The following is a 13375-nucleotide window of genomic DNA, read 5'->3' on the forward strand; positions in this document are numbered from 1 at the left end:
GGGGACGACACTGACGGTCAGCCAGGCGAGTTCCACCGTGCAGCGGACAGTCCGGCGCTGCCAGGCCGTAGCGCTGCAGGCCCGCCAGTGCTCTCGCCGCCGGCGCGCCCCAAGCGACCGGCTGGCGCTGGTGCACGGAATGCAGGCGCGATTCGGTGCGTGGTGGCCAGCCGGACATTCGGCAATGTCGCTGTGCCCGATGATCTTCGTGCGCGGTTGGAGGCGGCAGCGAGATCGCCGGGGTCAGCCCCCAGGCCCGCGCGCCGATGACCGGCCGCGCTGCGCCGATATGACTCGCATGACCATGACTCGCCGCGCCGCGCCGGCCGGATCTAGTGCAGAGCAAGACTGCCCGCGCCGCCCCGGACCTGGCGCGGGGCAAGACGCGCCGGGCCCAAGGTGTAGAGCGGTGCCCTCCCGGAAACCGGGAGGGCACCGCAAACCTAAGGTCACACGTTGATGCGTCCCGCACCGGCGTTGGCCGTCACGATGGACTTCACGTTGGCCGCCGGGTCGGCGGTGTAGGCGTACGGGATCGACCGCACACTCCCACCCGTCTGCCCGCTACCCGAGTTGACCAGCAGATTGTTGCGGGCCACCAGCGTCCCCGCGTCCGAGGAGCCTTCGCCCAGGTGGAACGGGTCGTCGACGTTCTCGAAGGAGTTCGCCTCGACCAGCACCCCGGCCCCCTCGGTGGAGGCCACGCCGTATCCGCTGTTGTTGTAGTAGTAGTTGTTGTACACGTGCACCGGGTTGCCGAAGCGCACCCGCGGATGCCGCTGCGTCGACGCGTCGAACCAGTTGTGGTGGTAGGTCACCCGCAGGTGGCCGGTGTCCTGCGACGCGTTGCTGTCGCTGTGGCCGAGCAGCATCGACTTGTCGTGATTGAATACGCGGTTCCACGAGACCGTGATGAAATCGGATCCGCGTTTGATGTCGACCGCGCCGTCGTTGCCGTTGCTGAAACTGTTGTGATCGACCCAGATGTTGGTCGCCGACTCCTGCACGTTGATCGCGTCGTCGTTCCAATTCCGGAAGTTCAGGTTGCGGATGATGACGTTCCGGTCGCCGTTGATGTTGAATCCGCAGCCGACGATCGCGGCGCCCGAGTTGCCGATGATGGTCTTGTTGGACCGGACCCGGAGCATGCCGCTGCAGGAGATGGTCCCGGAGACCCGGATGACCGCGGCGGATGTCGATCCGAGCGCCGACGTGAGGGCGGAGGCGCTGGTCACGGTCGTGGGGGCGGCGTTGCCGCCGCCGGTGGTGCCGCCGTTCTGGGTGGCCCAGCCGACCAGGTCGGTGATGGCGAAGGGCTGGATCGGTGCCGCGGTGGCGTGCGGGGTGACGCCCAGGACCGCGCCCGTGAGGACGAGCGGAAGAGCGGTCGCGGCGGCGAATCGGGGAATTCGGCCTGACATTTCTCCAGCTTTCTTTTAAGAAGGGGATGTGGGAGCGCTCCTAACCACAGACAAACATAGGCGCAACTCGATGTGAAGAGATATCCGTTTGCAGGATTTCTGCAACACGGTAGGGTCCGTCCTGGACAAAGGGGAGGGGAAGCCGGGTGCGGACCACGATTCTGCTGCTCGCCGTGCTCACGCTCGGGCTGATGGCCGGGCTGTTCTATGCCTATGCCGGGTCGGTGATGCCGGGTCTACGCCGCGCCGGCGACCGGTCCTCCGTCGAGGTGATGCAACGGATCAACGAGGCCATCCAGAACCCGTTGTTCGGCCTGATCTTCGGCGGCGCGCTGATCTTCACCGGCATCGCCACGTTCCAGAACGCGGGCGATCCCGGTGTCTTCTGGGCGCTGCTGGTCGCGCTGTTGCTCTATGCGGCGACGCTGGGGGTCACCGCTGTCGTCAACATCCCGCTGAACAACCGGCTGGCCCGCGCCGGCGAGCCGGACGCGCTGGAGGACCCGGCCGCCGTCTGGGCCGCCTTCTTCCCCGCCTGGGTCCGGTGGAACGTGTTGCGCACTCTCACCAGCGTGGGCGCCTTCGCCGCCGGTTGCTGGGCGCTGCTGGAGTACTGATCCGCCGCCGGTGGTATTACTCATCGGTGCGATCACCATGGCAGCATCCGGCGCGGATCGTGCCGTTGGCGTTCCTCGGCGCGATCGCGGTCGGCACCGCCCTGATGATGCTGCCCGCCGCGCGAGCCGAGCCGGGCTACGCGCCGTTCATCACCGCGCTGTTCACCGCCGCCTCCGCAGTCTGTGTCACCGGCCTCGCCGTGGTCGACACACCGAGCTACTGGTCGCCGTTCGGCCATGTGCTGCTGACCGTGCTCACGCAGATCGGCGGCTTCGGCATCATGACCCTGGCCACGCTGCTCAGCCTGCTGGTCTCGCGCCGGCTGCGCCTGCGCGGCCGCCTGCTGGCGCAGGCCGAGAGCGCCGGCCTGGCCAGCGGCAACATCGGCGCGGTGCTGCTGCGGGTCGCGGTGGTCATGCTGATCTCGGAGGGCGCCATCGCGCTGGTGCTCACCCTGCGTCTCTGGCTGGGGTACGACTACGCGTTCGGCCGCGCCCTGTGGGAGGCGGTCTTCCACGCCGTGCAGGCGTTCAACAACGCCGGTTTCGCGCTCTACTCGGACAGCATCGTCCGGTTCGTCACCGACCCGTGGGTGTGCCTGTCGCTCGGGCTCGGTGTGCTGGCCGGGTCGATCGGGTTCCCGGTGCTGTTCGAGCTGTTCCGTGAGTGGCGGACCCCGGGGTGCTGGTCGACCCACACCTATCTGACGGTCCTCGGCACGCTGGTCTTCGCGGTCCTCGGCACCCTGGTGTTCCTGGTCTTCGAGTGGCGTAACCCGGGCACGCTGGGCCCGCTGGACGTGCCGGGCAAGGTGCTCGCCGCCTTCACCCAGGACGTGATGACCCGCTCCGGCGGCTTCAACAGCGTCGACCTGGGCCAGGCGAACAGCGAGACGCTGGCCGTCTCGATCGCCCTGATGTTCATCGGTGGCGGCAGCGCCGGCACCGCCGGCGGCATCAAGGTCACCACATTCCTGCTGCTGGCGTACGTCATCTGGGCCGAGGTCCGGGGCGAACCGGACGTGGTGGTCCGCAAGCGCCGGATCGCCGAGGAGACGCAGCGCCAGGCGATGACCGTCGCGCTGTTGGGCGTCCTGCTGGTCGCGGCCGGTACGGTCGTCCTGGACGCGCTGACCGTCGACGTGCCGTTCGACCGTGCCCTGTTCGAGGTCACCTCAGCGTTCGCGACCGTCGGCCTGAGCACCGGCATCACGCCGAGCCTGCCGGAGCCGGCGCAGGCCGTGCTGGTCGTGCTGATGTATGTCGGGCGGGTCGGCACGATCGCGGTGGGCACCGCGATCGCGCTGAACACCCGCCGCCGGCAGTACCGCTATCCGGAGGAGAGGCCGCTCGTTGGGTGAGAAGAAGACGCCGCAGGGCAGCAACGTGGTGGTGATCGGGCTGGGCCGGTTCGGCGGCTCGGTCGCCGGGTCGCTGCTCGACCTGGGCTACGAGGTGCTCGGCATCGACACCGATCCGAGGATCGTGCAGGACTGGTCGGACCGGCTGACCCACGTGGTCGAGGGCGACGCCACCGACGAGGACGTGCTGCGCCAGCTCGGCGTGCACGACTTCCCGCGCGCGGTGGTCGGCATCGGCACCAATCTGGAGACCAGCGTGCTGACCGTGCTGACGCTGACCGAGCTGGGCGTGCCGGAGATCTGGGCGAAGGCGACCAGCGTCAAGCACGGCAAGATCCTCTCCTCGGTCGGCGCGGACCACGTCATCTATCCCGAGGCGGAGATGGGTGAGCGGGTCGCCCACGTGATCAGCGGGCGGATGCTGGACTACATCGAGTTCGACGACGGCTTCGCGATAGCCAAGGTGCGGGCGCCGCAGGGCGCCGCCGGGCAGACCCTGGCGCAGCTGGCGCTGCGCACCAAGTGGGGGGTCACGGTGGTCGGCACCAAACGGCCCGGCGAGGATTTCGTGTACGCGCGCCCCGAGACCGTCATCCCCGCCGGGGCGGTCCTGATCGTGGCCGGGGACACTGCGAAGGTGGAGGCGTACGCCGACGAGAACTGACGGGGGAGGATCGTGCGGTGAGCGGGTCCCGGCTGAGCGTCGTCCTCTTCGGCACCCTGGCGGTGCGCCGGGGCGACGACGCCGTGCCGGTGCCCGGCGCCCGGTTGCGCGGCCTGCTGGCGCGGCTCGCGGTGGCCGGCGGCCCGGTCTCCCCGGCCGCGCTGGTCGACGCCCTGTGGCCGCAGGAGGGTCCCGCCGACCCGCTCAACGCCCTGCAGTCGCTGGTGTCGCGCCTGCGCCGGCTGCTCGGCGGCGACACGGTCGTCCAGTCGGAGGGCGGTTACCGGCTCGTCGCTGACGTCGACGTCACCGAGTTCGAGAGTCTCGCCGCCGCCGGCCGGGAGCGGCTGCGCGCCGGTGACCCCGGCGCCGCGGCCGAGGCGCTGGGGGCGGCCACCGCCCTGCTCGGCGGCCCGGTCGCCGCCGAGCTGGCCGAGGTCGCCGCGGGGTACGCGACCCGGCTCGCGCAGACCATTGTCGACGCGGTCGCCGATCTGGCCGAGGCCGAGCTGGCGCTGGGCCGGGTGGAACAGGCGGCCGCCCGGCTGACCGGGCTGCGTGCCGAGCATCCGCTCAACGAGCGGGTGGCGGCGCTGCTGATCGACGGGCTGGCCGCGCAGGGCCGCCAGGCCGACGCGCTGGCCGTCTACGAGCGGGTCCGCGAGCACCTCGCCGACGAGCTGGGCGCCGATCCCGGCGGGGCGTTGCGGGAACGCCACCTCCGGCTGCTGCGGGGCGCTCCGGCCGTACCGATGGGAAACGATGCCGGGCCGCCGCCGACCAACCTGCCGGCGCCGCTGACCAGCTTCGTCGGCCGGGCCGACGACCTGGCCCGGATCGACGCCCTGCTCACCGCCGGCCGGCTGGTGACCGTGCTGGGGCCGGGCGGCGCCGGCAAGACCCGGCTGGCGCTGGAGGCGGGCCGGCGGCGGGCCGGCGCCTATCCGGACGGCACCTGGCTGGTCGATCTGGCCTCGGTGACCGAGCCGGCCAAGGTCGGTGCGGCCGTCATGGCCGCGGCCGGGCTGCGCGGCTCGGCGCTGTTCGAGATGGTCAACCGGGTCCGGGCGGAGGGCCGCGACGACCTCGACGTGCTGACCGACACCCTGGGCGGCCGGCGGATCCTGCTCGTCGTCGACAACTGCGAGCACCTGATCGACGCGGTCGCCCACCTGACCGGCGCGCTGCTGGCCCGCTGCCCGCACCTGCGGGTGCTCGCCACCAGCCGGGAACCGCTCGCCATCGACGGCGAGGCGCTGGTGCCGCTCGGCCCGCTGGGACTGCCCGAGCCGGACGCCGGGCCGGCCGCGGCGGACCGGGCCTCGGCGGTGCGCCTGTTCGCCGAGCGGGCCGCCGCCGTCAAGCCCGGGTTCGCCGTCGACGAGGGGACCGTGCGCGACGTCGTGCGGGTCGTCCGTGCTCTCGACGGGCTTCCGCTCGCCCTGGAGCTGGCCGCCGCCCGGCTGCGCACGCTGGCCCTGCCCGAGCTGGCGGCCGGCCTGTCCGACCGGTTCCGGCTGCTCACCACCGGCAGCCGCACGGCCCAGCCCCGGCACCGTACGCTGCGTGCCGTCATAGCCTGGAGCTGGAACCTGCTGACCGCCGGCGAGCGGACGCTGGCCGAACGGGTGGCCGTGCTGCCCGGCGGGGTGACCGCCGGTTCCGCCGCGGCTCTCGCCCCGTTCACCGCCGCCGAAGCGGCCGACCTGCTCGCCGCCCTGGTCGACCGGTCGCTGCTGCAACTCGCCCCGGACGGCCGTTACCGGATGCTGGAGACGATCCGCGAGTACGGCATCGAACGCCTCACCGAGCAGGGCCTGCTCGCCGAGGTCCGGGGTCTCGCCGCCCGCCACTTCGCCGCGCTCGCCGCGCAGTGCGACCCCGAGCTGCGCACCGCCCGGCAGTTCACCGCGATCGCGGTGTTCCGCGCCGAGTACGACAACACCCTCGCCGCGCTGCGCCACCTCTGCGACACCGGTGACGCCCGGGCCGCGCTCGCGCTCGCCCTCGACCTGTGCTGGTACTGGCACATGTTCGGCCGGCACGCCGACGCCGCGTACTGGCTGACCGCCGCGCTCGCCGTCCCCGGGCAGACCGACCCGCTCGCGGCCGACCGCGGCGAGGCCGTGCTCTTCCTCAACCGCACCGACCTGGAGCCGGAGCTGAGGACCGAGACCGCCGAGCAGCGCCGGGTCCGGGTGCGTGCTCTCGGCCGGCGGCTGCTCACCCACCCGGAGCTGTCCGGACCGACCGGCGCGTTCGCCGCCATGGTGCTCTATTTCGCCGAGGAGACCGAGGCCGCGACCGAGCGCATGGAGCAGATGATCGCCGGGCCGGACCCGTGGCTGGCCTCGCTGGCGCACATGCTCCGCGCGCGGGTCGCCGAGAACAACGGCGACCTGGAGCAGTTCAGCCAGGACATCACCGCCGCGCTGGACGGTTTCCGCGCGCTGGGCGACCGATGGGGGCAGGCCACCGTGCTGCCGATGCGGTCGCTGATCCGCCAGTACCACGGCGATCTCGACGGCGCGGTGGCCGACCTGACGGCGGCCCGCACGCTGGGCGGCGAGTTCGGCTCGCTGGATCCCGCCGACGCGGTCTTCCTCGAACTGCGCTGGGCCGACCTGCACCTGCGGCGCGGCGAGCCGGGCGAGGCGGTGAGCGCGATCGCCGCGGCCCGGTCCCGCGCCGGCCGGTCCGGGTCGCGCGAGCTGACCCTGCTGGTCGATGCGCTGGAAGCCGGCATGCTGCTCTGGCAGGGCGAACTGGACCGGGCCGGCGAGCTGCTCGACCGGGCCACCGCCGGGCTCGGCTCGGACGGGATGCCGGTGATGGGCGGCGACCACGGCACCGCCATCGTCGGGGCGGTGCGGGCCTCCCTCGCGGTGCGCCGGGGTGATCCGGAGGCCGCGAACCGGGCGCTCGCCGTGGCCTACCCGGCGGCGCTGGAGACCCACGACATGCCGATCGTGGCGATGGTCGCGGTGGCCGCCGCCGGGCTCGCCGTCCTGCGGGAGCGGTGGCCCGACGCCGCGATGCTGCTCGGTGCGGCGGCCCGGCTGCGTGGCTCGCACGACCACACCGATCTGGCGGTCCGTGACGTGACCGGCAAGGCCCGGGCGGCGCTCGGGGACGAGGCGTTCACCGAGGCGTACTCGGCGGGCTGGGCGCTCGACGCGGCAGCCGCGCAGCGCCGGATCGACCCCGCGCGGCTCGCCCCGCCGTCGCTGCCCGCCGGTTCTCAGGCCCGCCGGGCGTAGGCGCGCAGCGCCAGCGGCACGAAGACCACCAGCAGACCGGCCATCCAGGCCAGCGTCGCCACCAGGTGCCCGGCGACCGGGCCGCCGACCAGCAGCCCGCGGATCGTCCCGACCAGCGGGGTGATCGGATTGACCTGCACGAACGCCTGCAACCAGCCGGGCAGGGTGTCGGTCGCCACGTAGACGTTGCTGCCGAAGGCCAGCGGCAGCACCAGCAGGAACATGATGCCCTGCACCGCGCCCGAGGTGCGGACCAGCATGCCCACCCAGACCGAGATCCAGCAGAAGCAGAGCCCGAACCCGATCGCCAGGGCCACCGCCGCGAGCGCCGGCACCAGCCCGGTCTGCACCCGGAAGCCCATGATCGCGCCGAAGCCGAGGATCGCGACGCAGACCGACAGATAGCGCACGACGTCCGCGAGGACCGCCCCGACCAGCGGCGCCGACCGGGACACCGGCAGCGACCGGAACCGGTCGAAGACGCCCTTCTCGATGTCGGCGTTCAGGTTCTGGCCCAGCGCCACCCCGCCCATGGCGAGCGACTGGGCCAGCATGCCGGGTAACAGGAACTGCAGGTACGCGTGCCGGTTGCCGTCCGCGATCGCCCCGCCGAACAGGTAGGTGAAGAGCAGCAGGAAGATCACCGGCTGGATGGTGACGTCGATCAGCGCCTCCGGCGTGCGCAACGTCTTGATCAGGCTGCGCTGCGCGAGCGCGCCACTGTGCCGTGCCAGTGCGAGCGTGCTCATACCAGTTCCTCCGCCTTCGTCTTGCCGGTCAGTGTGTGGAAAACCTCGTCGAGGCTGGGCAGGTGCAGGGCCAGCTCGGTCACCTCGACGCCGATGTGGCGCAGCTGCGGCACCACGTCGCCGAGCGCGGCGTCGCTGCTCACCGGCACCGACGCGGCCCCGGGCCGGCTGCCTGCCGCCTCGTCCCTGGCGGCCGTCGTGCCCGGCGCCGCCACCGCGTCCAGCAGCCGCAGCACGTCCGGGAGCCGGGACGGATCGGCCGGGCGCACCCGTAGCGTCTGCCCGCCGACGCGGCGCTTGAGCCCGTCCGCGGTGTCGTGCGCGATCACCCGCCCGTGGTCGACGACCACGATCTCGTCGGCGAGCGCGTCCGCCTCCTCCAGGTACTGGGTGGTCAGCAGCACGCTGGCGCCGCGCGCCACCTGGGAGCGGACCACACCCCACATGTCCTCGCGCTTGGCCGGGTCCAGCCCGGTCGTCGGCTCGTCCAGGAAGATCACCTCGGGGTGGCCGACGAGGCTCGCCGCCAGGTCGAGGCGGCGGCGCATGCCACCGGAGTAGGTCTTCGCCGGCCGCTGCGCGGCCTCGCTCAGGTCGAACCAGGCCAGCAGCTCATCGGCCCGGCTCCGAGCGTCCCGGCCGCTCATGTCCAGCAGACGCCCGATCAACACCAGATTCTGTACGCCGGTGAGGTCCTCGTCGACCGACGCGTACTGTCCGGTGAGCCCGATCCTGCGGCGTACCTCCTGGGGTTTCTCCAGCACGTTGACGCCGGCCACCCAGGCGCTGCCCGCGTCGGGGCGCAGCAGGGTGGCCAGCACGCGTACCGCGGTGGTCTTGCCCGCCCCGTTGGGTCCGAGCACACCGAGCACGGTGCCGCGCCGCATGGCCAGGTCGACGCCGTCGAGCGCCTGGGTGGTGCCGAACCGTTTCCGCAGCCCTTCGGCGCGGACCACGAGATCTTCCACGTCTCATCCCTCCGTGTCCGCGGGGCACCGCCGGCCCCGCCGGGGAGAAGACTGATCCGTGCCGCTGGCATGTCCCGCACACGCCGCTGGCACGCCGCGCACAGCTGCCCCGCCGCGGTGGCAGCGGCGGGGCAGCCGGGTGGTGCGGGTCGGACCGCGGCCGGCTCCGGCTTGCGCTCGGCGGGCGCCGGCCGGGTGGGACGCAGCCCGCGCTACGGGAGACCCGGCCGCCCCGAGCTCGAGTACCGCCCGGCGGCCGCGGGTACCGGAAGTCCATGACGGACCAGACTCTGATCATTCTGGGTGCGAGCGGCGACCTGACCGCCCGCCTGCTGCTGCCGGGCCTGGGCGCGCTGCTCGCCACCGGCCAGGTCCCCGGGCTGACGCTGATCGGCGCGGCCCGCGACGACTGGGACTCCTCGCGGTGGCGGCAGCGAGTCGCCGAGTCGTTCGGGGACGGTGTCGCCACCGACGTGGTCGAGCGCGCCCGCTACCTGCCGACCGACGTCACCAGCGCCGACGACCTGCGGCGGGTTCTGGACGCCGCCGAGGGGCCGGCGGCGATCTTCTTCGCGCTGCCGCCGGCCGTCACCGCCCGCGCCTGCGACGCCCTGACCGAGCTGGACCTGCCCGAGGGCACCCGCCTGGTGCTGGAGAAACCGTTCGGCATCGACGGCGACGCCGCGTCCGCCCTGAACCGGGTGCTGGCCCGGCTCGTGCCCGAGGAGCGCATCCACCGGGTGGACCACTTCCTCGGCAAGTCCACCGTGCTCAACATCCTCGGCCTGCGCTTCGCCAACCGGATCTTCGAGCCGGTGCTCGACGCCGGCCACATCGCCTCGGTCGACATCGTCTTCGACGAGGCTCTCGCCCTGGAGGGCCGGGCCGGCTACTACGACCACGCCGGCGCGCTCGCCGACATGATCCAGAGCCATCTGCTGCAGATCCTCGCGCTGCTCGCCATGGAGGCGCCCACCACCCTGGAGGCCGCCGAGTTCCGCGACCGCAAGGCAGACGTGCTGCGCTCCACCCGGCCGTTCAGCGACGACCCGGCGGCCTGCAGCCGCCGGGCCCGCTACACGGCCGGCGAGCTGGACGGGCGCAAACTGCCGGGGTACGCCGAGGAGCCCGGCGTCGAGGCGTCCCGGGGCACCGAGACCCTCGCCGAGCTGGTCGTCACCGTGGACAACTGGCGCTGGGCCGGGGTGCCGTTCCGGCTGCGCTCCGGCAAGGCGATCGGCAGCAGCCGCAAGGAGGCCGTGATCACCTTCAAGCGGCCGCCCCGGATCCCGGACGGGCTGTACGGCTGCGACCAGCCGGACCGGCTGCGGATCGGGTTCGGGCCGGACCGGCTCGCGCTCGACTTCAACATCAACGGGCCGGGCGACCCGTTCGAGCTGGACCCGGTCAGCCTCGAGGCCGCCTTCGGCCCGGGCGACCTGCCGCCGTACGGCGAGGTGCTGCGCGGCGTCTTCGACAACGACCCGACCCTGTCGGTGCGCGGCGACACCGCCGAGCAGTGCTGGCGCATCGTCGAGCCGGTGGTCGCCGCCTGGCGGGCCGGTGACGTGCCGCTGCTGGAGTACCCGGCCGGCAGCAGCGGGCCGGAGGACTCCCTGCTCACCTAGTCGCTGTCACCGCCACCGTGCGGTAGCGCACCACGAACTCGTCGTCGATCGCGGCGCCGACGGCGTCGAGGACCTCGGCCAGCGGGCCCGGGGGCAGGCGGGTCAGGATGCCGGAGGTCGGCAGCTGGTCGAGCCACTCGGCCCGGGTGTAGCGCCGCTCCCACGGGAACGGCCACGTCTGCGGCTCGCCGAACCCGCCGGCCTGCCGGAGCCCGCCGACGGCCCGGTCCACCAGCGGCCCGTAGCCGTCGGCGCGCCGGGTCAGATCGAACGGCAGGTCCGGCAGGACCCGCCGGACCTCGGCGCCCAGCGCCGCGGTGGCCGCCGCCGGCGGCTCGGGCACGTGCCAGAACGCCGCGAACAGGCCGCCCGGCCGCAGGATCCCGGCCGCCTTGACCGCGCCGGCGACCGGATCCACCCAGTGCCACGAGGTGCCGGCCACCACCGCGTCGAACCGGCGCCCGGCCGGGTCCCAGTCCTCGAAGCGGGCCGTCTCGACCGGCAGGCCCCGCTCCCGCGCGAAGGCGGCCATCCGCTCGTCCGGCTCGATGCCGAGCACCCGGCAGCCGGCCGCCTGGAACTGCCGCGCGGCGGTCCCGGTGCCGCAGCCGACGTCGGCGAGGTCGGCGCCGGGCGCCGCGGCGACGATCCGGGCGATCAGCTCGCCGGGATAGGGCGGGCGGGTGCGGTCGTAACGCGCGGCGTCGACGCCGAAGGACTGCGCCATCCGCCGCTGCTCGTGCGGGCTGCTCGGTAGAGTGGGCATGTGCCCACCATAGTGGGCAACTGCCCACTTGTGGAGGGGGAGCCGTCCGTGCCGACCGGTGTGGCCCTGCGTGACGTGCGCGACCAGCTCTTCGGCGCGGCCGACCGGATCCTGCTGCGCGACGGCCCGCACGGCCTCACCAGCCGTGCCGTCACCGACGAGGCGGGCTGCGCCAAAGGCGTCCTGCACCGGCACTTCGCCGACTTCGACGCCTTCCTCGCCGAGTACGTGCTGGACCGCTCCGGCCGGATGGACACCCAGGCCGCCGAGCTGCGCGAGGCCGCCGGCACCGGCACGGTCACCGGCAACCTCACCGCCGCGCTCAGCGCCCTGTTCGGCTCGGTCGCCGTGGCGATCGTCGCCCTGATCACCTTCCGCGACGAGCTGCGCGCCCGGCTCCGCGACACCTGGCCGGCCGGCGTCCCGGTGCTCACCGAGGCCGCCGAGATGATCGCCGGCTACCTCGCCGAGGAACGTGACCTCGGCCGGATCGCGGCGGACGCCGACGTCGCCACGCTCGCCGCCGTGCTGATCGGCAGCGGGCACCTGCTCTTCGCCGACCGCACCGGCGCCCGGCCCGGCGACGACGACGTGCACCGCACCGTCACGACAGTTCTGGCCGCCGTGCTCTGACCCGCCGGCGATGGGCGGCGCCCGCCCACGACACCGCCACCGTCACCGCCACCAGGGCCTGCGCCAGCCCGGCGTACCGCTCCGGGTAGATGACACCGGTCAGGTAGGTGTCGATGAAACCACCGCTGAGCCCCGCCTCGCCGGCCCGTTCCCGGGCCCGCTCCTCCACCCAGGTCAGCGGGCAGTGCAGGCCGAACACCACGGACGACAGGCCCCACAGCGCGGCAGCCAGGTGCGCCCAGATCGCCGACGGCCACCGCCAGGCCAGGAAACCGCCGAACACCACCCACGCGAGGAACGCGAAGTGGACCAGCATGGTCGCGTCGGCCAGGATGCGGAATCCCATACCCGTCAGTGTCCGCCCGTATCGTGCGAAGGGAAGGAGGCAACGGCCGTGGAATCGGCGGGCGATCCGCAGCTGGCCCGGGAGGCGTACGCCGGCCAGGAATGGCTCCGCGCCTACACCCTGTTCGCACGTGCAGATGCGATCGCCCCGCTCGAACTGTCCGACCTGGAACCGGCCGCCGAAGCCGCCGAGATGTCCGGCCGCGGCGACGAGGCCGTCCGGCTGCTACGGCGCGCCTACCTGGGACACGTCCGCGCCGGCGCCACCGGTCCCGCCCTGCGCAGCGCCTACTGGCTGTGCAAGGCGCTGTTCTGGGCCGGCGACCTCGGCCAGTCCAACGCCTGGCAGTCCCGCGCCGTGCAACTCGCCACCTCGGTCCCGCCCGGACCCGAACACGGCTATCTGGACCTGCTCGCCGGCGAGCAGCACCTGCGGGCCGGCCGGAACGGCGCGCTGCTGGAGACCGCCACCCGGCTGGCCGCGAAGGTCAGCCCCGAGCGCGACGCCGACCTGAACGCCGCCGCCGCGATGCTCTACGGCATCGCCCTGCTGACCCACGACCAGGTCGCCGCGGGCCTCGCCCAGCTGGACGAGGCGATGGTGGCCGCCGTCGACGGCCTGCTCACCGCCCGCGCCACCGGCATGATCTACTGCGCGGTCATCGGCGCCTGCCAGGACCTGCACGAACTGCGCCGGGCCAAGGAGTGGACCCGGGCCCTCGCCGCCTGGTGCGACGCCCAGCCCGAGTTCACCGGCGCCTACCGCGGCATGTGCCGGGTGCACCGGGTCGCCCTGCTCACCCTGACCGGCGGCTGGCCGGACGCGGCCCGCGAGGCCCGGGCCGCCTGCGCGCAGCTCACCGCCGGCTTTGCGGTGCGGGCTGGGTGGTGTCGTCGCCGACGGCGACGAGATGCAGGTCCCGCGTCGGGAACAGGTTCCGGGCCGTGGCGAATGCGGTGGCA

Annotated in this window: 11 protein-coding genes and 1 pseudogene; 7 read left to right on the plus strand and 5 right to left on the minus strand. The window is 73.2% G+C overall.

Going from position 1 to position 13375, the window contains the following annotated elements; translation table 11 throughout:
- Window positions 1-449 precede the first annotated feature (449 nt).
- Window positions 450-1421 carry a right-handed parallel beta-helix repeat-containing protein gene (locus AB0F81_RS18260; RefSeq protein ID WP_360198533.1) on the minus strand — a complete coding sequence of 324 codons (972 nt, stop codon included), beginning with the start codon at window positions 1419-1421 and terminating at the stop codon, window positions 450-452.
- Between the two features lie 146 nt (window positions 1422-1567).
- Between AB0F81_RS18260 and AB0F81_RS18265 the strand changes: the two genes are divergently transcribed.
- The 4 genes from AB0F81_RS18265 to AB0F81_RS18280 are packed head-to-tail and all read left to right on the plus strand — an operon-like array spanning window position 1568 to window position 7323.
- The gene (locus AB0F81_RS18265) at window positions 1568-2038 is read left to right on the plus strand and encodes an anthrone oxygenase family protein (RefSeq protein WP_360198536.1); all 471 of its coding nucleotides are present in this window, start codon (window positions 1568-1570) and stop codon (window positions 2036-2038) included.
- Between the two features lie 26 nt (window positions 2039-2064).
- Window positions 2065-3399, plus strand: coding sequence for a potassium transporter TrkG (locus AB0F81_RS18270; protein WP_360198539.1), 1335 nt, complete (start codon window positions 2065-2067; stop codon window positions 3397-3399).
- Window positions 3392-4063 carry a TrkA family potassium uptake protein gene (locus AB0F81_RS18275; protein WP_360198541.1) on the plus strand — a complete coding sequence of 224 codons (672 nt, stop codon included), beginning with the start codon at window positions 3392-3394 and terminating at the stop codon, window positions 4061-4063. The genes AB0F81_RS18270 and AB0F81_RS18275 overlap by 8 nt, the downstream gene beginning before the upstream one ends.
- Window positions 4064-4080: 17 nt before the next feature.
- Window positions 4081-7323, plus strand: a complete 3243-nt coding sequence (locus AB0F81_RS18280; RefSeq protein WP_360198544.1) for a BTAD domain-containing putative transcriptional regulator — start codon at window positions 4081-4083, stop codon at window positions 7321-7323.
- Here AB0F81_RS18280 and AB0F81_RS18285 read toward each other — a convergent pair.
- Window positions 7305-8072: an ABC transporter permease gene (locus tag AB0F81_RS18285; protein WP_360198547.1), complete on the minus strand. Its 768-nt coding sequence runs from the start codon at window positions 8070-8072 to the stop codon at window positions 7305-7307. The genes AB0F81_RS18280 and AB0F81_RS18285 overlap by 19 nt on opposite strands.
- Window positions 8069-9040, minus strand: a complete 972-nt coding sequence (locus AB0F81_RS18290) for an ATP-binding cassette domain-containing protein (protein WP_360198549.1) — start codon at window positions 9038-9040, stop codon at window positions 8069-8071. Before AB0F81_RS18290 ends, AB0F81_RS18285 begins: the two co-directional genes overlap by 4 nt.
- A 275-nt stretch (window positions 9041-9315) precedes the next feature.
- Here AB0F81_RS18290 and AB0F81_RS18295 point away from each other — a divergent pair, with 275 nt between their 5' ends.
- Window positions 9316-10668: a glucose-6-phosphate dehydrogenase gene (locus AB0F81_RS18295; protein WP_360198552.1), complete on the plus strand. Its 1353-nt coding sequence runs from the start codon at window positions 9316-9318 to the stop codon at window positions 10666-10668.
- On the opposite strand, the gene AB0F81_RS18300 is transcribed toward AB0F81_RS18295, so the two are convergent.
- On the minus strand, window positions 10661-11434 hold the full coding sequence (locus AB0F81_RS18300) for a methyltransferase domain-containing protein (RefSeq protein ID WP_360198554.1): 774 nt from the start codon (window positions 11432-11434) through the stop codon (window positions 10661-10663). The two genes, AB0F81_RS18295 and AB0F81_RS18300, sit on opposite strands and share 8 nt — an antisense overlap.
- Between AB0F81_RS18300 and AB0F81_RS18305 the strand changes: the two genes are divergently transcribed.
- Window positions 11435-12067, plus strand: coding sequence for a TetR/AcrR family transcriptional regulator (locus AB0F81_RS18305; RefSeq protein ID WP_360198557.1), 633 nt, complete (start codon window positions 11435-11437; stop codon window positions 12065-12067).
- Here AB0F81_RS18305 and AB0F81_RS18310 read toward each other — a convergent pair.
- Window positions 12039-12413 (minus strand): DUF2784 domain-containing protein, encoded by a 375-nt coding sequence (locus AB0F81_RS18310; RefSeq protein WP_360198560.1) that lies wholly within the window; start codon window positions 12411-12413, stop codon window positions 12039-12041. The genes AB0F81_RS18305 and AB0F81_RS18310 overlap by 29 nt on opposite strands.
- A 48-nt stretch (window positions 12414-12461) precedes the next feature.
- Between AB0F81_RS18310 and AB0F81_RS18315 the strand changes: the two are divergent.
- Window positions 12462-13375 (plus strand): annotated as a pseudogene (locus tag AB0F81_RS18315) (hypothetical protein); the annotation flags it as partial.

Origin of the sequence: Actinoplanes sp. NPDC024001 (assembly GCF_040638955.1) — a bacterium.
Taxonomy (GTDB): Bacteria; Actinomycetota; Actinomycetes; order Mycobacteriales; family Micromonosporaceae; genus Actinoplanes.

Excerpts from the sequence above, each read along its gene's own strand:
- AB0F81_RS18295 (WP_360198552.1), top strand. The coding sequence starts at position 9,316 with ATGACGGACCAGACTCTGATCATTCTGGGTGCGAGCGGCGACCTGACC.
- AB0F81_RS18285 (WP_360198547.1), bottom strand. The coding sequence starts at position 8,072 with ATGAGCACGCTCGCACTGGCACGGCACAGTGGCGCGCTCGCGCAGCGC.
- AB0F81_RS18300 (WP_360198554.1), bottom strand. The coding sequence starts at position 11,434 with ATGCCCACTCTACCGAGCAGCCCGCACGAGCAGCGGCGGATGGCGCAG.
- AB0F81_RS18260 (WP_360198533.1), bottom strand. The coding sequence starts at position 1,421 with ATGTCAGGCCGAATTCCCCGATTCGCCGCCGCGACCGCTCTTCCGCTC.
- AB0F81_RS18310 (WP_360198560.1), bottom strand. The coding sequence starts at position 12,413 with ATGGGATTCCGCATCCTGGCCGACGCGACCATGCTGGTCCACTTCGCG.